General features: G+C 66.3%; 18 protein-coding genes, 1 tRNA gene and 1 pseudogene. 11 read left to right on the top strand and 9 right to left on the bottom strand.

Translation table 11 applies throughout. The annotated features are described in order from the left end of the window. Nucleotides 1-76 precede the first annotated feature (76 nt). From ACOCMM_RS09040 to ACOCMM_RS09060, 5 genes are all read right to left on the bottom strand, one after another. A complete protein-coding gene (locus tag ACOCMM_RS09040) occupies nucleotides 77-2,404 on the bottom strand; it encodes a sensor histidine kinase (RefSeq protein WP_419552835.1) in 2,328 nt (775 codons plus the stop codon). Beyond that, entirely contained in the window at nucleotides 2,401-3,717 is a 1,317-nt protein-coding gene (locus tag ACOCMM_RS09045; protein ID WP_419552836.1) for an ABC transporter substrate-binding protein, read from the bottom strand. The genes ACOCMM_RS09040 and ACOCMM_RS09045 overlap by 4 nt, the downstream gene beginning before the upstream one ends. Continuing rightward, nucleotides 3,710-4,138: an ATP-binding protein gene (locus tag ACOCMM_RS09050; protein ID WP_419552837.1), complete on the bottom strand. Its 429-nt coding sequence runs from the start codon at nucleotides 4,136-4,138 to the stop codon at nucleotides 3,710-3,712. Before ACOCMM_RS09050 ends, ACOCMM_RS09045 begins: the two co-directional genes overlap by 8 nt. Nucleotides 4,139-4,223: 85 nt before the next feature. Further along, the gene (locus tag ACOCMM_RS09055) at nucleotides 4,224-5,396 is read right to left on the bottom strand and encodes a PP2C family protein-serine/threonine phosphatase (RefSeq protein ID WP_419552838.1); all 1,173 of its coding nucleotides are present in this window, start codon (nucleotides 5,394-5,396) and stop codon (nucleotides 4,224-4,226) included. Nucleotides 5,397-5,404: 8 nt separating this feature from the next. Next, nucleotides 5,405-5,740, bottom strand: coding sequence for an STAS domain-containing protein (locus ACOCMM_RS09060; RefSeq protein WP_419552839.1), 336 nt, complete (start codon nucleotides 5,738-5,740; stop codon nucleotides 5,405-5,407). A 272-nt stretch (nucleotides 5,741-6,012) separates the two neighbouring features. Between ACOCMM_RS09060 and uvrC the strand changes: the two genes are divergently transcribed. From uvrC to secG, 7 genes are all read left to right on the top strand, one after another. Continuing rightward, nucleotides 6,013-7,887, top strand: a complete 1,875-nt coding sequence (gene uvrC, locus ACOCMM_RS09065; RefSeq protein ID WP_419552840.1) for an excinuclease ABC subunit UvrC — start codon at nucleotides 6,013-6,015, stop codon at nucleotides 7,885-7,887. Between the two features lie 59 nt (nucleotides 7,888-7,946). Further along, entirely contained in the window at nucleotides 7,947-8,861 is a 915-nt protein-coding gene (gene rapZ, locus ACOCMM_RS09070; protein ID WP_419552841.1) for an RNase adapter RapZ, read from the top strand. 89 nt (nucleotides 8,862-8,950) lie between these two features. Beyond that, on the top strand, nucleotides 8,951-9,955 hold the full coding sequence (gap, locus tag ACOCMM_RS09075; protein WP_419552842.1) for a type I glyceraldehyde-3-phosphate dehydrogenase: 1,005 nt from the start codon (nucleotides 8,951-8,953) through the stop codon (nucleotides 9,953-9,955). A gap of 14 nt (nucleotides 9,956-9,969) precedes the next feature. Further along, complete coding sequence (locus ACOCMM_RS09080) at nucleotides 9,970-11,127, top strand: phosphoglycerate kinase (protein WP_419554850.1); 1,158 nt, start codon at nucleotides 9,970-9,972, stop codon at nucleotides 11,125-11,127. A 91-nt stretch (nucleotides 11,128-11,218) separates the two neighbouring features. After that, on the top strand, nucleotides 11,219-11,986 hold the full coding sequence (tpiA, locus tag ACOCMM_RS09085) for a triose-phosphate isomerase (RefSeq protein ID WP_419552843.1): 768 nt from the start codon (nucleotides 11,219-11,221) through the stop codon (nucleotides 11,984-11,986). Nucleotides 11,987-12,073: 87 nt separating this feature from the next. Continuing rightward, nucleotides 12,074-13,672 (top strand): thioredoxin family protein, encoded by a 1,599-nt coding sequence (locus ACOCMM_RS09090; RefSeq protein ID WP_419552844.1) that lies wholly within the window; start codon nucleotides 12,074-12,076, stop codon nucleotides 13,670-13,672. A 68-nt stretch (nucleotides 13,673-13,740) separates the two neighbouring features. Next, on the top strand, nucleotides 13,741-13,968 hold the full coding sequence (gene secG, locus ACOCMM_RS09095) for a preprotein translocase subunit SecG (RefSeq protein WP_419554851.1): 228 nt from the start codon (nucleotides 13,741-13,743) through the stop codon (nucleotides 13,966-13,968). On the opposite strand, the gene ACOCMM_RS09100 is transcribed toward secG, so the two are convergent. Next, nucleotides 13,934-15,394, bottom strand: a complete 1,461-nt coding sequence (locus ACOCMM_RS09100; RefSeq protein ID WP_419552845.1) for an N-acyl-D-amino-acid deacylase family protein — start codon at nucleotides 15,392-15,394, stop codon at nucleotides 13,934-13,936. The two genes, secG and ACOCMM_RS09100, sit on opposite strands and share 35 nt — an antisense overlap. A 94-nt stretch (nucleotides 15,395-15,488) precedes the next feature. Between ACOCMM_RS09100 and ACOCMM_RS09105 the strand changes: the two genes are divergently transcribed. The 3 genes from ACOCMM_RS09105 to ACOCMM_RS09115 all read left to right on the top strand — a co-directional run bounded on the left by ACOCMM_RS09105 (nucleotide 15,489) and on the right by ACOCMM_RS09115 (nucleotide 16,956). Continuing rightward, complete coding sequence (locus ACOCMM_RS09105) at nucleotides 15,489-16,325, top strand: TIGR03560 family F420-dependent LLM class oxidoreductase (RefSeq protein ID WP_419552846.1); 837 nt, start codon at nucleotides 15,489-15,491, stop codon at nucleotides 16,323-16,325. A 79-nt stretch (nucleotides 16,326-16,404) separates the two neighbouring features. Beyond that, nucleotides 16,405-16,488 (top strand) — tRNA-Leu (locus ACOCMM_RS09110). Between the two features lie 183 nt (nucleotides 16,489-16,671). Continuing rightward, complete coding sequence (locus tag ACOCMM_RS09115; RefSeq protein WP_419552847.1) at nucleotides 16,672-16,956, top strand: DUF4242 domain-containing protein; 285 nt, start codon at nucleotides 16,672-16,674, stop codon at nucleotides 16,954-16,956. A 35-nt stretch (nucleotides 16,957-16,991) separates the two neighbouring features. Here the strand turns inward: ACOCMM_RS09115 and ACOCMM_RS09120 are convergent, their stop codons facing one another. Beyond that, nucleotides 16,992-17,324 (bottom strand): cysteine hydrolase family protein, encoded by a 333-nt coding sequence (locus tag ACOCMM_RS09120; RefSeq protein ID WP_419552848.1) that lies wholly within the window; start codon nucleotides 17,322-17,324, stop codon nucleotides 16,992-16,994. Nucleotides 17,325-17,345: 21 nt separating this feature from the next. On the opposite strand from ACOCMM_RS09120, the gene ACOCMM_RS09125 reads away from it, so the two are divergent. Then, nucleotides 17,346-17,981, top strand: a complete 636-nt coding sequence (locus ACOCMM_RS09125) for a cation transporter (RefSeq protein WP_419552849.1) — start codon at nucleotides 17,346-17,348, stop codon at nucleotides 17,979-17,981. 144 nt (nucleotides 17,982-18,125) lie between these two features. Here ACOCMM_RS09125 and ACOCMM_RS09130 read toward each other — a convergent pair whose 3' ends face one another. Continuing rightward, the gene (locus ACOCMM_RS09130) at nucleotides 18,126-18,365 is read right to left on the bottom strand and encodes a hypothetical protein (protein WP_419554926.1); all 240 of its coding nucleotides are present in this window, start codon (nucleotides 18,363-18,365) and stop codon (nucleotides 18,126-18,128) included. Between the two features lie 43 nt (nucleotides 18,366-18,408). Beyond that, nucleotides 18,409-18,747, bottom strand: a pseudogene (locus tag ACOCMM_RS09135) (phage integrase central domain-containing protein); the annotation flags it as partial. Nucleotides 18,748-18,983: the final 236 nt, after the last annotated feature.

Below are 18,983 nucleotides of genomic sequence, written 5' to 3' on the forward strand. Positions count from 1 at the left end.
TGAATGTCTTCGAGATCCCGCTGCCGCCCGGGTGGGAGGATCCCTTCGGGGACGAGACCTGATCGGTTCGCTCTGATCAGGTCGCCGCGGTGGCGTCCTCTGCTTCGGATCGCGCCACGGGCACGAGCGGCAGTTCCACGGTGAACTCGGTGTACTCGCCCGGCTCGCTGTCCACCGTGATCTGACCGCCGTGACCTCGCACGATGTCGTTCGACATCGCCAAGCCCAGCCCCGTGCCTTCATTCGTGGGCTTGGTGGTGAAGAAGGGTTCAAAGATCCGCTGAGCAACATCGGGCGGGATGCCGGTGCCGTTGTCGCGTACGGAGATCACCGCCGACTCATCGGTTCGGCGGGTGCTGAGCCAGATGGTCGGGAAATAGGGCGTGTCGTCAGCGTCGCCAATCGAGATCATCTTGCCCGGTTCGCCGCCGAGCTCCCGCCACCGCTGGTTCGCGGCATAGCCAGCGTTGGTGACCAAGTTGAGGAACACCCGGCCCATGTCCTGCGGAATGACCTGCAACTCGCCCACCTCGGGGTCGAAGTCCCGCTCGATGGTTACGTTGAAGTCGGGATCCTGCGCCCGCGCGCTGTGGTACGAGAGCATGGCGTGCTCGTCGAGCAGCGCGTTGATCTCCACGGGGCGTGACTCGCCGCCGCCCCGACCCATCATGAGCATGCTCTCGACGATGCGATTGGCCCGGTCGCCGTGTGAGCGGATGCGATTCAGGTTTTGCTTGAGGTCGCCTGTGATCTCGGTGATGTAGTCGGCCTGGTCGTCAGGTGGCTCGGGGTCGGCGACCGCCTCGAGCAGTTCTTCGAGAAGCTCGTCGGACGACTCGGCAAAGTTCTTCACGAAGTTCAGCGGGTTCCGGATCTCGTGGGCGACGCCAGCAGTCACCTCGCCGAGGGCCGCCAGCTTTTCGTTGGCCACGATCTGGTCCTGCGCACGGTCCAGGTCGGCGAGTGTCTGGGACAGCTGCTCGTTGCGCTCGCTGAGCTGGTTGGCGAGCTCTTCGACGAGGTTGAGCCGCTGCACCTCCAGCGCCGCCTTGCGGAACTGCTCGAGCGCGTCGGCCATCTCGGCCACTTCGTCCCTGCCCCGCGTGTCGACGGGAGTTTCGAGGTCGCCTCCCGCCAGGGCCCGCATGCGGTTGGACAGCTGGCCGACGCGTCGCAGGATCCGCTTGCCGACGAACAGCCAGCTGATTGCCAGCGCGCCGAGGATGCCGACGACGCTGATGACGACCAGCAGCAGGCGCCCTGTGCTGACGGCTTGAGCCGAGGCCTCGGTGGCCGAATCCACATCGGTTTCCACGGCGCCGACGAGCGACTCGATCTCGCCGACCAGCGCCACTCCCAAGTCCTGGTTCTCTGCGAGCAGCCGGCGCTGGGATTCTTCGATCTGCAGGCGTCGCTGCGTGACGTCGAAGACGCTCCCCTCATCGAGTCCCAGAGCGAACAGGCGGTCGACCGCTGGTCGCAGTTCGGGGCCAGCGGCGTCGTCGAGCGTGGCGACGCTGATCTCAATGCGATCCCTCGCTGATTCGAAGCTCTCTCGCAGCGGCTCGATCAATGCCGACTGGGAGGCACTGAATGCGCTGGCCAGCAGCTCTGCCGACCGTGCGACGTCGCCGCCCAAGGCGGACCAGTGGCGGTACAGCCGCACTTCCTCGTCGGACCTGTGGATGGCCTCGGACACGGGCGGTGTGTCCAGATCCCGTTGTCCGGCGACCAGGTAGAAGAGCTGGTCGTCGAGCGCCGGCACGATGAGGCGCTCGAGGTCTCGCACGGCGGCATCGGCCTCGGACCTGAGCTCGTCTGCCTGCTGCCCGAGCGCGAAGTACTCGGGCATCTCGGACTCGATGGCATCAATATTCGAACTGAGCTGCGCGGCGAATCCGCGCATCTCGCCGAGCCAAATCGAGCCGGTGCCGCGCTGCCACAGCAAGTCCAGCTGCGTCTCGAACTCGCCTTGCGCAGCTGCGATCTCACCAACCACTGTCTCGAAGTCCTCGGGCGTCGAGGACGCCAGCCGCGGGCCGCCTGCCACGAGGCGGTTGCTGGACTCGGCAACGCCGAACGCTGCGCTCAGCTCTGGGATGGCTCCTTCGGTGACCTCTTCCTCTGCTTCACCGACACGGGTGAACGAGATCCAGGCGACGACGCTGGCGGCCAGCGTCAGCAACAGCGGGGCGGCGATGCCCGCGTACATCTGGGTCGAGATCCGGTGGTGAATTGCGGGCTTGCGGTGTTCATGTGCGCCGTTGTTGCCTCCAGATCCGTCGCCGGATGTGGCGAGAGTCTGCGCGTCAACAGCAGACCCGTCGGTCTGGGAGGCCGCGTCAGGCTCGACTGCGGCGCCGTTGGGTGGCGGTGTCTCTTCGGTGGTCGCTGCGTCGGTCATTGATCTGTGCTCGTCAACGCGTCGAGGGAGCGGTAGAAACCGTCGGGGCCGATCTGAGTGACGAAGACGGCGTCGGAGCCTTGGTTGTCCTCGGTGATCGTCTCACCGTCGCCGAAGTTCATGGTGAAACCGTCAATGTCGAGTTCGTCGGCGCCCAAGATCGCCTTCAGGAAGCACTCGCGCGTCACCGAGCCGTCGCATTGCTCCAATCCTGCGATCGCGAGCCTGCCTGCGATGTAGCCCTCAAGCGACACGAAGCCCGGTACTGCCTCGGAGTCCTCCTGACGCAAGGCGGCCTGATAGGCGACCACGATCGGCGTGGATTCGTCGAACGGGAACGGCACGACTTGGGTGACGAGCACGCCCTCGCCGTCGGCACCGAGCTGGTTTGCGAGTGCATTCGCACCGACGAACGAGAGCGTGATGAAGACGGGGTCGAACCCGGTGTTTCGCGCCCAGGTGATGAGAGTGCCTACGGGTCCGTATGCGCCAACCATGATCACGGCCTCGGGGTTGCCTGATCTCAAGTCCAGCAGAGCCGACTTGATGGCCATGGTGTTTCTGGGGTAGAAGCCGATCGCTACGGGCTCCATGTCACGCCGGTCCAAGGCGGCGAGCGCGCCGAAGTAACCAGCCCGACCGAACGAGTCGTCCTGGAAGAGCACGGCGATGCGTTCGATGCCCAGATCCACCGTCAGCCGCTCCACCATCTCCTCGGTCTCCTGGGCGTAGGAGGCACGGAGGTTGATGATGTTCGTCCAGTCGTCGTTCCGCAGGAATCCGGCCCCAGTGAACGGCGCCACATACGGCACATCGGCCCCAGCAGCCACAGGGGTTGCTGAACGGGACGTCGGCGTCCCTACGGCGCCGATCAGGGCGAACACTCCCTCGCGTTCGATGAGCTCGCGTGTGTTGGCGACGGCTGCTTCGGGCTCGTAGGCGTCGTCGAGTGACACGAGTTCGAGGAGGCGCCCGTTCACGCCGCCAGCCCGGTTGACCTCGTTGAACGCCGCCAGAATCCCGAGTTCCATTCCACGGCCAAGTGCTTGGGCAGGTCCGCTCAGCGCGGCCGATTGGCCGAACACCACCCGATCGTCGTACACACCGGTCTCGATGTTCAGCGTCTCCGGAACGGTTGGGCGAGCCAGTGTCGCAGTCACGTCGCCGGAACTCCCGCCGTCATCTGGGGCGCCTGGTTCCGATCCACTGCAGGCGCCGAGCAGCGCGGCGGCGAAGATTGCAAGGACCGCAGCCGAGGCGCCGGCACGCCACAGCGATGACAGGCGCAGGCGCGGCGGCGCTCTGTCAGGCACCAGCCCGGGCGACCAGCGTCAGGTGGTTCTTGCCATCGGCATTCTTGTACGCGAGATCTTCTGCCATGGTGCGAACCAGGTGCAGGCCCAGCCCGCCGATTGACCGCTCCTGCAGGGGCAACTCGGTATCCGGTGATGGCTCGTCGGTCAGGGGATCGAACGCTGCGCCGTCGTCGACAATCGTGATGGTGACCGAGTTCTCGCCACTCTCCAACGTGATCTCGATATCGCTGAGCCCGCTGGTGCGCCCGTGCGTGAGCGTGTTCAGGATGAGTTCCTCGAGGATCAAGTTGGACCTCAAGACGAGATCCGGCGCCCAGTCGTCCAGCTCGGCCATCTCCTCCACGAACGCGACGATTCGTGGGAGCGCCTCGGCCGCCGCAGCGCCCGGCACGGGGGTGATGTTCAACGAACGCCGCATGAGTGATGCTCCGTGATGGCGGCCCCCCAGCGCGGGGCGCCTGGGGGCAGGACAGTCGAGTCCTCGGTGGGTTGGTTCGCGTGCTTCACGACGCGCTCCGGTGCAAGGCCAGGCAGGTGATGTCGTCCGAGGCGGGAGCCTCGCCGGCAAACTCCGCTACCGCGTCGAAGATCGCGGTCATTGCTTTCTTGGCGTTCTGGGGCGGTCTGCCGTTGAAGATCTGCAGGAGTCGTTGGGTGCCGAACTCTTCTTGGTCAACGTTCATAGCCTCGCTGACGCCGTCGGTGTACAGGACCAGGGTTTCGCCGGGGGCCAGTGTCATCTTGTTCTCTGCCAGGTTCTTCGTAAAGACCGCTTCGGGGGCGATGCCCAAGGCGATGCCGCCGGTTGCGGGCATCTGCTGCGCACTGCCGTCAGCATGGACGACGACTGGCGGGTCGTGCCCCGCACTGGCGTATACCACCTCGCCGTTATTGGGGTCGTAGACCGCCATGATCACGGTCACGAACATGAAGGTGGGGTTGTCCGCTTGCAGGACACGGTTCGCTTCGATCAGTGCTTGTCGTGGCGAGCCGGTGCCGATGGCAGCGCCCTTGAGGGCTGTCCTGCTCGACATCATGAACAGCGCTGCAGGGATGCCCTTGTCGGACACGTCGGCAACCGTTGCGAACATCCGGTCGTTCGGCACTGCGACGTAGTCGTAGAAGTCGCCGCCGATGTTGCGAGCCGGCACCATGTTGGCGTTGATCTCATATGCCGACGTCGCAGGGAAATCGTCGGGCAGGATCGATTGCTGCACGTTCGAAGCGATGTCGAGCTCGTTCTGGAGCGTGACGAGCTTGTCGCGTGATGCGGTGGCGTCTCGCCACTGCCTCAGGTGTTCGACGGTGCGCTCGATCGTGATTTGCAGGTCGTCGAAGTCGACAGGCTTCGTGACGAAGTCGAAGGCACCGCGATTCATGGCGGTGCGGATGTTCGCCATATCGCCATAGGCGGAGATGATCACTGCTCGCAGGTCGTGATCGAGCGAGCCGAGTTGCGACAGCAGGGTCAGCCCATCCATCTGCGGCATGTTGATGTCCGACAACACCAGGTCGATGGTGTCGTCCGCCCGCAGCTTCGCCAGCGCCTCCAGGCCGTTGCCCGCGAACACGAACTCGTACTTGCCGCTGCGGATGTGCCTTCTCATCCGCTGCAGGACGAGCGGCTCGAGATCAGGCTCGTCGTCGACGACGAGGATGCGCCAGGGCTGGGACATGGGCGCGACTACGCCAGTTGTGCCTTCGCCTCGTCGAGCGTCCCGTGCACCGTGATGATCTGATTGAAACCGCTGATCCGGAACACTTCGTCGACCGAGGCTGCAAGGGAGCAAACGGCGAATGGCGTCGAACTGCTGCCGAGATGCTGTGCGAGCAGCAGCAGCACACGCAGGCCGGCACTGCTGATGTAGTCGATGCCGCCCATGTCGAGGATGACGCGGCTGTCATCGCCCGAGAGAGCTGCCATCAGCGCCTCGTGGAATTCGGCGGAATTCGATCCATCCACCCGGCCCGCGGGACTGATCACGTTCGTGCCTGCGTCCCGCTCCTGTGCGAGTTCCATATTTTGCAGCCTCCTGCGCAGCTACGTGATGCGGAATGACCGCACCATGCCAACCCCTGGGCACGCCAAGGCAGGCGCGCCAAGACTCGGCCTTACGTCGGCGCAACTTACTACACGCCCCCGCGGTATCCACCTATGCGTGGCTGCACGGGTGTTCCACGTCTTCTCTGCGCAATTTTGCCGCCTATGGCGGCATTTCTGCACAGAGAACGGAGCGGGCCGCTTCTCACCGGGGATTCGCGGCGTGCGCCCCCGTCTCTTAGCCTGCGAGTGTGGGCCTGCGTCCTGAGGGGGGATCGGTACCGGATACGCCGGGGAGCTACCAGTTCTTGGACGCGGACGGACGGATCATCTACGTAGGCAAGGCCAAGAGCCTGCGCTCGCGCCTGAACAGCTATTTCGGCGATCCCGCGGGGATGCACCATCGCACCGCCCAGATGGTCGCCGCGGCTGCTTCGGTCGAGTGGATCGAGGTTTCCACCGAGGTCGAGGCGCTCATGCTCGAGTACAGCCTCATTCAGCGGCATCAACCAAGGTTCAACGTCCGGCTGCGCGACGACAAGTCGTATCCATTCCTGGCGGTGACACTGCTCGACGAGTGGCCGCGAGCGATGGTCATGCGCGGGCGTCGCAAGCGAGGCAATCGGTACTTCGGACCGTATGGCCATGCGTACGCCATCCGGGAAACACTCGACTTGCTCTTGCGAACCTTCCCGATCCGCACGTGCAGTGACAGCAAGCTGGCAACCCATCAGCGGCTCGGCCGCCCTTGCCTGCTTTACCACATCGAGCAATGCGCCGGACCGTGTGTGGGCGAAATTGGGCGGAACGAATACGACCGGCTTGTCCGGGAGTTAGTTCGCTTCCTCGAAGGCGACACCGACGCCATCGTCAACGACCTTGAACAGCGCATGGCCGACGCCTCGGCGGAACTCGAATTCGAACTCGCCGCCCGGCTGAGAGACCGCCTCGCCAGCGTTCGTCGGGCGATCGAGAAGCAGCAGCTCGCCGGAACCCGCAACGAAGACTTCGACGTCATCGGCATCAGCGACGACGAGCTCGAAGCAGCCGTGCAGCTGTTCTTTGTGCGCAAGGGTCGGGTGATGGGCCAGAGGGGCTTTGTGGTGGACAAGGTGGAAGCGCTTGACGGTCCACAGTTGGTGGCACGTGTGCTGGAGCAGCTGTACCACGAGGAGAATCCGCTCGGTTGGCCGAAGCTGGTGTTGGTGCCTGAGGCCCCCGCGGAGGCGGGTCTCTACGAGGAATGGCTGAGCGGGCAGCGCGGATCTCGGGTGACGCTGCGCATCCCGCAACGCGGCGACAAGCGAGCGCTGATGGAAACCGCGCGACACAACGCACGTGAGTCGCTCGCGCGGCACCGCTTGCGCCGTGGAACCGACCACAACAGCCGTGCCCGTGCACTGAACGAGCTGGCGGAGCACTTGGAGCTGCCGCGGCCGCCGCTGCGCATCGAGTGCTACGACATGAGCCACCTCCAGGGCACCAACTACGTCGGCTCGATGGTGGTGCTGGAAGACGGCCTGCCCCGCCGCAGCGAGTACCGCCACTTCCGCGTTCGCAACGTCCCGGGCAATGACGACTATGCCGCCATGGACGAGGTGCTGCGCCGCCGGTTGCGGAACTACTTGACCGAACGGGAACTGCCGGCATCCGAACAGGGGCGGTTCGCGTACCCGCCCCAGTTGCTCGTGGTGGACGGCGGCAAGGGGCAGCTTGGCGTTGCGGCCGCGGTTCTCGACGAATTGGGATTGCGGGAGCAGATCCCGGTGTGTGCGCTGGCAAAGCAATTCGAAGAGGTGTTCGTGCCGGGCCGGTCCGAGGCATTGCGGATCCCTCGCCAGTCCGAGGCGCTGTACCTGCTGCAGCGGGTGCGCGACGAGAGCCACCGGTTCGCCGTGTCGTATCACCGGCGGCTGCGGGGCAAGGCGATGAAGCGCGGGGTGCTCGACGGGATCGCGGGCCTAGGGGACAAGCGACGGGCGCGCCTGGTGCGTGAGTTCGGCAGCGTCGGCGCAGTCAAGTCGGCCACCCTGGAGGAGCTACGGGCCTTGAGCTGGCTGCCGGACGCTGTTGGGGAGGCGGTGTACGCCGCTACGCACCCTGCCGAGGCGCTGACGGACTCCTGAGGCCCGCGGCGTAACCCGTACCCGCGGCCCAATACGATCGGCCCAATACGATCGGCATCGTGGCTGAGGGGCCAGAGTTCGTGATCGTGGCTGGCCTGTCGGGTGCAGGCCGCTCCACGGCGGCGAATGCGCTCGAGGACGTCGGCTGGTTCGTCATCGACAATCTGCCGCCGCATCTCATCGGCGATGTTGCCGACATGGTGGCCCGCCCTGGTGCCCGGCTGCGCCGCGTCGCGCTGGTGGCAGGCACCCGGGAATACCGAGAGGACTTGGTGACGGCGATAACGCAGCTGCGCGAGCGGAACGCGTCGGTGCGGGTCGTGTACCTGGATGCACCCGCGGACGTGCTGGTGCGGCGCTACGACGACACTCGGCGCCGCCATCCCCTGCACACCGGCGATCTGCCCGCGGTGGACCCTCCAGAGGAACCGTCTGGCGCCGAGCCGGTGGCCGACTCGGTCCTCGATGCCATCGAGCTCGAGCGGGAGTTGCTCGCCGATGTGCGCGAGACCGCCGATGTGGTCATCGACACGGGTGATCTCAACGTCCACGAGCTGCGCGACCGAGTGCGTGACGAGTTCAGGGCATCCGGCGACGAGCCTCAGATGCGAACTGCGATCATGTCCTTCGGCTACAAGCACGGTGTGCCGCGGGAAGCTGACCTGGTGTTCGACTGCCGCTTCCTGCCGAACCCGCACTGGGTGGCCGAGCTGAGGCCGTACACCGGGCTACATCCCGGGGTACGGGAGTGGGTGCTCGGCCAGCCGGCTACTGGCACCTTCTTGGAGCATCTCATGCCGCTGCTCGATGCACTGTTGCCGTCCTATCGCACCGAGGGCAAGTCGTACCTGACGATTGCGCTGGGCTGCACAGGCGGTCGGCACCGCAGCGTCGCCATCGCCGAAGAAGTGACTCGCCTGTTGGCGGAACAGGGCCACGATCTCCACTGCCGCCACCGCGACATCGCCCGCTAAGCGTCGCCAGCCCGCTAGACAGCTAACGGTAGATCGGGCCCGGGCACAGGCAGCCCGCGAGGTTCGTGGAGCGAAGGGGATAGCAGCAGATGAGCGTGCGCGTGGGCGTCAACGGTTTCGGCCGGATCGGACGCAACTTCTACCGGGCGGCCAACCGCCCCGACCGCGACATCGAGATCGTGGCGGTGAATGACCTCGGAAACACGGCGACGATGGCCCACCTGCTGAAGTACGACTCGGTGCTGGGCAACTTGCCGCACGACATCGCCGCCACGGAAGGCGGCATCTCGATCGACGGCAAGGTGCTGCCGGTGCTGTCGGAGCGGAACCCTGCCGATCTGCCGTGGGCCCACTACGGGGTGGATGTGGTGGTGGAGTCCACCGGCATCTTCACGTCCCGCGACAAAGCGGCCATGCATCTCGAAGCTGGCGCCCCGCTCGTGGTCGTGTCGGCGCCTGCGTCGGGCGCCGACGCCACCTTCGTGGTGGGCGTGAACGACGCCGACTTCGACCCCGAAGCGCACAAGGTGGTCTCGAACGCGAGCTGCACCACAAACTGCTTCGTGCCGATGGTGCAGGTGCTCGATCAGGCCTTCGGTGTGCAGCAGGGCCTCATGACCACCATTCACGCCTACACAGGCGACCAGTCGCTGGTGGACGGACCGCACTCCGACTTGCGCCGGGCCCGCGCCTCAGCGGTGAACATCATCCCGACCTCGACCGGTGCCGCCCGTGCGACTGGGCTGGTGCTGCAGTCGATGGCGGGCAGGCTGGACGGAACCTCGCTGCGTGTTCCGATTCCCGACGGTTCGATCACCGACTTCACAGCGACCCTCGACGCCAGCCCGAGCGTCGAGGAGGTGAACGAGGCCTTCGCCGCCGCCGCTGGCAACGGACCCTTGGCAGGAGTGCTCGACTACTCGGAGGACCCGCTCGTGAGCAGCGACATCGTGGGCAACCCGGCCAGCTGCGTGTTCGATTCCGGCCTGACCATGGCGATGGGCAGCATGGTCAAGGTCCTCGGCTGGTACGACAACGAGTGGGGCTACTCGAACCGGCTGGTGGATCTCGTGGACATCATCTGCAGCCGATGAGCGAAGTCGGCACGCTGCCGTTGCTCGAGGATCTCGAGCAACGGCTCGGTGGCCTCGACGGCCGGCGGATCCTCGTGCGTTGCGACTTCAACTTTCCGCTGCGCGACGGACCCGACGGCACGCCTGAGATCGCTGACGATCTGCGCATCCGTGCGGCGCTGCCGACCCTGCGCTGGCTGATCGAGCGGGGCGCTGCCGTCACGGCGTGCTCGCACCTGGGCCGCCCCGGCGGCGCACCCGACGAGCGTTTCTCGCTGGCCCCGGTCGCCGAGCGTCTCTTAGAGCTGGCGCCCAGCATTGCCTTGGCGGAGAATCTCCGCTTCCGCCTCGGCGAGACCGCCAACGACCCCGCGTTCGTCGACGCTCTGGTAGGCGGCGCAGTCACTGCCCCATTCGGCGCTGGTAGCCCCGCTCCCTTCGATGGCTACGTGAACGACGCCTTCGGCGTCAGCCACCGGGCGCACGCTTCCATCGTCGGTCCGCCGCAGTACCTGCCGAGCGCAGCTGGCCGCTTGCTGCACCGGGAAGCCGAAGTACTGGGCGGCCTGCGCACCGACGCCAAGCGGCCGTTCGTGGCCGTGCTGGGCGGAGCCAAGGTGAGCGACAAGCTCGGCGCGGTCGAAGCGCTGCTCTCGGTGGTGGACACGCTGGTCATCGGCGGGGGCATGTGCTTCACGTTCCTGGCCGCAATGGGCCACCCCATCGGCGACTCGCTCTGCGAACCCGACTTCATCGAGACCTGCGAGCGCCTGCTTGTGGGCGGCGCCAACATCGTTCTGCCCAACGACATCACTGCGCTGGATGCCGGCGGCACGGTCCGCCAGATGGGGCGCAGCCTGCCCGACGGCTGCCGCGGCCTCGACATCGGACCCGGTTCGGCGGCGGAATTCGACGACGTGATCGCTGGAGCCCGGACGGTGTTCTGGAATGGCCCGATGGGGCTGTTCGAAGACGACCGGTTTGCCGCCGGAACCCGTGCGGTCGCCCAGTCGATGGCCGACTCCCGGGCCTTCACTGTGGTCGGGGGCGGTGACAGCGCGGCCGCCGTGGCCCAATTCGGCCTGGCGCCGTACATGGATCACATCTCGACCGGGGGAGGCGCAGGCCTCGAACTCATCGAGCACGGCGACCTGCCCGGCCTAGCGGCGCTGCGAGACTCGCCACAGCGGTGAGCCAGTCGGGGAGAGGGACGATGAGCCGAACGCCACTGATCTCGGGCACGACCCGCCGTCTCGGCGGGCAATCGAAGTGAGGGGGTAGACGATGAGCCGAACGCCACTGATCTCGGGCAATTGGAAGATGCACCTCAACCACCTCGAGGCCATCCAGCTCTGCCAGAAGCTGAGCTACGAGTTGGCCCGGCATCGTTACGACCAGGTCGAAGTGAGCCTCCATCCGCCATTTGTGGACCTGCGATCATGCCAGACCGTCATTGACGTCGACCGCCTCGAGTTCAAGCTCGGCGCACAGAACTGCCACGACCAGAATCAGGGCGCCTTCACCGGCGAGGTCTCGCCAACCATGCTGGCCAAGCTCGACGTGACCTATGTCATCGTCGGCCACAGCGAGCGGCGAGCCCTCTTTGGCGAGACCGACGAGATCGTCGCAGCCAAAGCCGCAGCAGTGGCTAAGCAGGGCATGACCCCGATTGTCTGCGTCGGCGAAACACTCGAAGACCGCGAAGCCGGCCGCGCCACCAACGTCGTGACCACACAGCTCCGGGGCAGCCTCGCCAAGCTCACGCGGGCGCAATTCGAAACGCTGGTGGTGGCCTACGAGCCAGTGTGGGCAATCGGTACGGGCCGCAATGCGTCACCCGTGGATGCCCAGGACATGTGCGCCAGGGCGCGTCGTGTCATCGACGAGATTCGCCCCGGCACCGGCTCGCTGGTGCGAGTCCAATACGGCGGATCGGTCAAGCCCGTCAACGCCCCAGAATTGCTCGGCCAGACAGATATCGACGGCGCCCTCGTCGGCGGCGCCTCCCTTGACGCCACCCAATTCGCCCGAATCGTCAACGCGGCCAGATAGTGCCTGCACGGCGCGCGGATCGCAAACGAAATGAGGCGTGTGCGGCGCCGGCAGCGGCGGCCAGGGGGCCGAACCTAGAGTCACGGCGTGTCTCCTGAAAGCCAGTTTCCAGCCGCTGACTCCGGTGGTGGGCGCCCGTCCCTTTCGGACGGCCTCGTGGCATTCGTGAAACGCGACTGCCCGACGTGCCGCGATATCGAGCCGGTGCTCGCCGAGCTCGTCGACCATGCGGCACGCAGCGGAATCCGACTCACCGTGTTCACCCAGGACGACCCCGAGTTTCCGGCGGGTGTGACGGGATCGTCGGCGGATGTTGTTCACGATGCTGACCTCTCCGTGTCGTGGCATCACGAGATCGAGACGGTGCCCACGCTCATGGCGGTGATGGACGGCCGTGAGATGGCCCGCACGGTGGGGTGGGATCGTCGCAGCTGGGAGGCGCTCAGCGGGGCCGAAGATCTGGGCCCCGGTCTGGCCGAGATGCGACCCGGCTGTGGTTCGCTCTCGGTTGACCCGCTGCTGGCCGACGAGCTGGCGTTGCGCTTCGGGGCGACGTCGTTCACGAGCCGCCGTGTGGAGCTGGCCTCTGCTGAAGATCCCGTCGAGGTGGCCTATGACCGCGGCTGGTCCGACGGGCTGCCAGTGGTACCGCCGACCGAGGCACGAGTGGCCGCCATGTTGGCGGGGACCACTCGGGCTCCCGACGAGATCGTGGCCGTCGTGCCGCCGACGCTGGCCGAGTGCACGGTCGAGAAGATCGCGGTGAACGCGGTCATGGCCGGCTGCAAGCCCGAGTACCTGCCGGTGGTACTTGCGGCCGTCGAGGCTGTGTGTACTGACACGTTCAATATGCACGGCCTGCTGTGCACGCTGTGGTTCTCGGGACCGATCGTGATCGTGAACGGGCCGATCCGGCGCCGCATCGGCATGAACACCGACAAGAACGCGCTCGGCCAGGGCAATCGCGCCAACTCCACCATCGGGCGAGCGCTGCAGTTGGTGATCCGCAACGTGGGCGGCGGCAAGCCCGGCATCGGCGGCATCGACCGCTCCGCACTGGGGTCGCCGTCGAAAATGGGGTGGTGCTTCGCCGAGGACGAGGAGGGCCTGCCCGACGGCTGGCCGCCGCTGTCGGTGACCCAGGACTTCGAGCCCGGCCAGGACACGGTGACGCTGTTCGCTGGGCACGGCCCGATCGGCTGCATCGACCAGATCTCACGCACGCCGGACTCCCTGATCCGCACGATCGCTCAGCAGCTCTTGTGCGTCGGAAATCGCAAGCTGCCGGGCGAGGCGATGCTGGTGATGACGCCCGAGCACATGGCGACGTTCGCCGATTCGGGCTGGACCAAGCAGCGCTTCTACGACGAACTCGAGCCACTGCTGCAGATGGACCTCAACTTCGCAGCCCGCGACGCGGGAGGCATTGAAGAGGGCCTTCCCGCCGAGTTCCTGCAGCACCTGAAGGGCACCGCAGGTGCCGACGATGGGGGCGGGTCCGCTGACGGTGGGCTCGTGTTCGGGTCATCCGAAGGCTCCTCGGGCGGGAACCTGCGCAAGCTGCCCCCGTGGTCGCCAATGGTGGTGCGTGCCGGCGGGGGAGCGGGTGGCTTCAGCGCCATCCTCGAAGGCTGGGTGCCAGGCGCGAAGGGCAGCATTCCGATCACCCACCCGATCCGCCCGTAGCGACACAACCCGAACAACCTGCCGGCCATGGGTGCCGCGCCTGTGCGCCGGTAGCCTCGTTGCCCGTGATGACGTGGATCGTCGGCAGCATTCACCTGCTGTCGGCCTTCGGATTGATTGGCCTGGTGCTGTTGCACAGCGGCCGTGGCGGCGGCGTGTCCGACATGTTCGGCGGCAGCGTCGGGACCGCTGCTGCGGGCTCGACCGTTGCCGAGAAGAACCTCAGCCGCATCACGGTCGTGGTTGCCGTCTCGTTCGGCTTCACCACGCTGATTCTGGGCTTGCTCCTCGCCTGATTGCCCGGCCCGGCCGAGCATCGGTGCTGGCGCCGTCTCGCCAGATCGCCCTGCCGTTGACCATGACGAGCTCGATGCCGCGGGCCGGCTGCTTCGGCTGTTCGAAGGTGGCGGTGTCGATCACGGTTTCTGGGTCAAAGAGAACGAGGTCGGCCATCGCTCCGGCCTCCAGCACGCCCCGATCCGCCAGACCGAAACGTTGGGCCGGCAGCCCAGTCATCTTGTGCACTGCTTCTTCCAGAGAGAACAGGCCCTGCTCGCGCGCATAGTGGCCGAGCACCCTTGGGAAGGTGCCCCACAGGCGCGGGTGGGGGAACTCGTCGTGCGGCAGGCCGTCGGAGCCGATCATGGTGCCCGGGTAGGCCAGGATCCGGCGCACGTCCTGCTCGTCCATCATGAAGAAGATCCCGCCGGCGGGCATCAAGGCGTCCACGGCGGCTTCGGGGTCGAGACCCATCTCGGCCGCGATCTCGGCGAGATCCCGTCCTGCCGCCTCGGGCTGCGCTTTGGACCACGTCACCAGCACTTTGCTGGCGTCCGACAGCTTGGTTGAGCCCAAAGTGGTCGAGCTGGCGATATAGGGGTAGGCGTCGAGGCCGATTTCTTGGCGATGGCGAGCCGCTTCGATCAGCGCCAGGGTCTCGGTTGAGCGGCCGTGGTTGGCCTGCCCGGAGCACTTGTGATGTGAGATCACCACCGGCACGCCCGCTTCGCGGCCGATGGTGAAGGTCTCTTCCAACGACTCGCTGACACGGTCGGCTTCGTCCCGCATGTGCGTCGTGTGGATGCCGCCCGCTACCCGGACCGCTGTGACCAGCTCGATGATCTCGGGAGTCGGCGCAGCTGCGGCCGGGGCGTAGTAGAGACCCGTCGAAAGGCCGATGGCACCGGCCTCCAGCGCCCGTTCCAGGCGGCTGCGCATGGCCGCGATCTCGTCGCCGGTCGCCGGTCGGTCCAGCGTGTCCATGGCCTCGACACGCAGGGAGGCGTGGCCGACCAGGCAGAGTGCGTTGACAGCCGCCGGGTCATTGTCAAGAGCCGCGAGGTAGTCACCGAAGTCGGCGAAGAACCCTTCGCCGTCGGGGCAGACGAGATCGAGCGGTGCCGGCGGCCGTCCGGTGGTCCGCAGCGGCGCCAAGCTGACCCCGCAGTTGCCGGTGATGACCGTGGTCACGCCCTGGCTGACCTTGGGTGTCATGAGGGGATCGACCAGCAGCGCTCGGTCGTCGTGGGTGTGCACGTCGATGAAGCCGGGTGCCACCGCCTTGCCGCCCGCATTGATCTCCACGGCGCCCTGGGCGTGGCCGAGGTCGCCCAGCCCGACGATCCTGTCATCGGTAACTGCGATGTCGCCATGGGTCGACGGCGCGCCGGTTCCATCGATCAAGCGGGCGTCGCGGATGATCAGGTCCGCTGTGTCGATCACTGCTGCCGTTGGCCCCTTCCCAACTCGGTCAAGTGCGCGAGTTCATCACAGATCGGCGACGTATCGTTCGGCTCGCCCGCAACAAGGAGCCCTCATGGGACGTCACGCAATCAAGACAGCGCCGCACCACGCCACTTGGCCCGAGTATCTGGCCATCTGGCAGGCGGCCGACGAGATGGAGGTCTTCGAGTCGGCGTGGAACTGGGACCACTTCTATCCCTTGGCACCCCCCTATGACGGTCCCAACCTGGAGGGCTGGACGATGCTGGCGGGCTTGGCGCAGGCGACGACGAGAATCCGTCTGGGCGCCATGGTGAACGGCATGCACCACCGCCATCCGGCGGTCACGGCCAACATGGCCGCCACGCTGGATCACATCTCGAACGGCCGCTTCGAGCTGGGGATGGGTGCCGGCTGGAACTTCATGGAGAGCGACGCCTATGGCATCGACCTGGGGCCGCTGAGGGATCGCTCGGACCGGCTCGAGGAAGGCATGGAGGTGATCGTCAAGCTGCTGACCCAGGCGACGACCACCCACAAGGGACGCTTCTTCGAGCTCACCGATGCCTGGTGCGAACCCAAGCCGCTCCAAGAGCGCATCCCGATCGTCATCGGCGGCCTGGGCCGGGTGCGGACACTGCGAACCGCAGCCAAGTACGCCGACCAGTGGGACATGCTCTTTCCCGCCGATGTCGATGCATGGCGGGAGCTCGACGGGGTGCTGCGGTCGCATTGCGAACGCGTCGGACGAGACGAGGCCGAGATCGACCGGTCGATCCACCTCAGCTTCGAGGCCGACGACGTCGACAAAGCAGTAGCAGAGGCGCAGGAATTCTTCGACGCGGGTGTCGACATCGCCGTCTGGTCGTGGCGAGGCGAGCTGGATCCCGTGCGCCTCGACGCGCTGGCAACGGCAATCGACGAGGCCTGAACCCGCCGAAGAAACGGGCGCGCAGCGCTATGCTGATGCGCCCCGAAATGGTTGCGCTTAGAGCGATTTCGGACCACACGTCGGAGTGGCGGAATTGGCAGACGCGCTAGATTAAGGATCTAGTGCCCGAAAGGGTGTGGGGGTTCAAGTCCCCCCTCCGACACTGAGCCAGCGGGGTCTGCGGTCCGTGCCGCTGGGCGCAGCTTCTCGAAGGCACTCGATACTTGCGAGGGCGCTACTGGCTCGGCGCGCGGCCGACGGGGAGGTGCTCGGCGCGCTTGTCGAGCCCCCGGGGACACCCCCAGAGGGTTTAGAGTCAGAGGCCAGAAGTACCAAGGGAGGGACGATGCGGCGCTTCGTCATCGAACGGGACATCCCTGACATCGGCTCTGCCGAACGCGAGCAACTGCGCGCCGCGGCCGGACAATCCAACGCGGTTCTGCGGGCGATGCAGTCCGAAGGCAAACACATCCAGTGGGAGCACAGCTACGTGGCCGGTGACAAGACCTTCTGCATCTATGTCTCCGACGGCCCGGAGCTGATCGACGAGCACGCGGAACGCAGCGGGTTTCCGGCGACGGTGGTCACCGAGATCGGCAAGATCATCGATCCAACGACCGAGAAGGCCTAGCTTCGCAACCGCGCAGGCCAGGGAGGCCCGCGCGGCTATCGGAGCGCGGCCAGCAGGGCCGAACGTTCCGCCGTTGCGCCGAGTGGGTTGATGCGGAAGGACTCGAGAGTCGACGCGGTGCGGGCTTCGGACACGTCGACAACGCAGCCGGTGAGCACCAGGCAGTCGTAGCCCTGGTCGTTGGCCTCGCGAACCGTCGCGCTCACGCAGCAGTCCGCGGTGGTCCCCATGATCGCCAGGAGGTCGATCCCGCGGCTGCGGAGTCGCTGATCGAGATCAGTGGAGCAGGCAAACCCGAGGACGCCTCCCGTGGCGCCACCGCTCCAATGGAATAGTGGCGGCCGCAGTACGGTTCGCGAAGAGAGCACTCGCGAAGAGACGGCGACTTGATGGCACTTACTGAGCCCACCACTCGAGAACAGGCCGTGACCCGCCAGAAGTGGCTCACCGCGGCGACCATCGGCTGGAACGGGGTCGAGGGCGTGATCGCCATCGCCGCAGGGCTGGCCGCGGGCTCGGTGAGCCTCATCGGCTTCGGCCTGGACTCCGGCATCGAGGTGTCGGCTGCGCTGATCCTCGCCTGGCGGCTGGCCCAGGAGCGCCGCACGGGCTGCAAGCAGGAAGCGGACCGGCTGGCCCAGCGCCTAATCGCGGTCAGCTTCGCCGCCCTGGCCGTCTATGTGGGGGTGGAGTCGGTGCGCGACCTGGTACTGGCCGACCATCCCGGCCAATCGCTGGTGGGAATCGTGATGGCGGCGCTGTCGCTGGCGACGATGCCTCTGCTGTCCAGGGCCAAGCGGAGGCTGGCCCCGCTCATGGGATCGCGGGCCGTCGAGGCCGAGGCGAACCAGACCATCCTGTGCTCGCTGATGTCGGGCGCTCTGCTCGTGGGGCTCGGCGCCAACGCCGCGCTGGGCTGGTGGTGGGCCGACCCGCTGGCCGGGTTGTGCATCGCCGCCGCCGCGGCCTATGCGGCCGTCGCCACCTGGCGGGCCGACTCCCTGGCCGACACCTGCTGCAGCTAGGAGGCTGGACCTGATCGAGGGTCCGATCACCGCGATGCGCGCGGCCGCGCGGATCGCGGAGCCGCCCAGGAACCCCGTGCAGCGTTCAATGCCGGCTTCGTCGCGGAGCAAAGGTGCTGGCCGGGCCGTGAACGGCTGTGTCGGTCAGGGGGCGACGTAGTTCGCCCAGTCTTGCATGAGATGGCGACGCTGATCAAAGAGATCCGTGCGGACATATGCGGCCTCGACGCTGTTGCCCACGACATGAGCCAGAGCTGCCTCGCCCACGGCCCACGGGGTAGCGGTCTGCTCGATGCACCATGTCTTGAACGCTGATCGAAAGCCGTGCACCGTCGTGTCCAGTTCGTAGGTGCGCAGCAGCTTGAGCAGTGCTTGCCAGCTCAACGGCTCGCCGTGCCGTCTCCGGCTTTGTGGTCCAGATCGGGGAGAGGACGGCGATGATGTCGCTGCGCTCGATGCATTGCAGTGGTACCTCGCCGATGCTGGCGAACGCGTAGCGCTCGAGGCTGGCGAGCCATTCGTTGGCAGCGTGCTTGTTGCGCCAGCGAGGCAGATTCATCTGGTGGACGGCTTTGGCGGCGGCAGCGAATGTCGGGGCATCACCGGTGCGATGAGCGCCTGCGGGATCGTCTCCCTCAAGTTCTTCGGGTGGAGCTAAGGGGAACGCATAGATGCTGGCCAGCAGCAATTTATGTCTCCAGTTCCCTAGAAGTTCCCTTTGAACGCTTTGGATAGAGCGTCGGGAGAAGGAGTCTTGCTGCGGCATCAAGTGGCGCTGTTAGCGATAAGGCTCGACCGAAAGACCGACACCGGCCGTCATCGTCCACCAAGTGCGGCTACCTGTGGCAATGAGAACGAAGCGGCGTCGCGCGGGCTTCGCTTGTGCTGGCTGATGGTCCCGGCTTCTCGCGCACAGCAATGCAGCGACGAGGGGTGGCTGTGCACGCTGATGCGGCGATGCGGACTGTGGCTCGTCTGTTTGACGACGGCGCTCGCGTTGGG

It is taken from the genome of Candidatus Poriferisodalis sp. (assembly GCF_965198245.1).
Classification (GTDB): domain Bacteria; phylum Actinomycetota; class Acidimicrobiia; order Acidimicrobiales; family Poriferisodalaceae; genus Poriferisodalis.

Bases quoted from the DNA above. Each gene is read 5' to 3' on its own strand.
- ACOCMM_RS09040 (WP_419552835.1), bottom strand. From the start codon at position 2,404: ATGACCGACGCAGCGACCACCGAAGAGACACCGCCACCCAACGGCGCC.
- ACOCMM_RS09050 (WP_419552837.1), bottom strand. From the start codon at position 4,138: ATGCGGCGTTCGTTGAACATCACCCCCGTGCCGGGCGCTGCGGCGGCC.
- ACOCMM_RS09055 (WP_419552838.1), bottom strand. From the start codon at position 5,396: ATGTCCCAGCCCTGGCGCATCCTCGTCGTCGACGACGAGCCTGATCTC.
- ACOCMM_RS09060 (WP_419552839.1), bottom strand. From the start codon at position 5,740: ATGGAACTCGCACAGGAGCGGGACGCAGGCACGAACGTGATCAGTCCC.
- gap (WP_419552842.1), top strand. From the start codon at position 8,951: ATGAGCGTGCGCGTGGGCGTCAACGGTTTCGGCCGGATCGGACGCAAC.
- tpiA (WP_419552843.1), top strand. From the start codon at position 11,219: ATGAGCCGAACGCCACTGATCTCGGGCAATTGGAAGATGCACCTCAAC.
- secG (WP_419554851.1), top strand. From the start codon at position 13,741: ATGACGTGGATCGTCGGCAGCATTCACCTGCTGTCGGCCTTCGGATTG.
- ACOCMM_RS09105 (WP_419552846.1), top strand. From the start codon at position 15,489: ATGGGACGTCACGCAATCAAGACAGCGCCGCACCACGCCACTTGGCCC.
- ACOCMM_RS09115 (WP_419552847.1), top strand. From the start codon at position 16,672: ATGCGGCGCTTCGTCATCGAACGGGACATCCCTGACATCGGCTCTGCC.
- ACOCMM_RS09125 (WP_419552849.1), top strand. From the start codon at position 17,346: ATGGCACTTACTGAGCCCACCACTCGAGAACAGGCCGTGACCCGCCAG.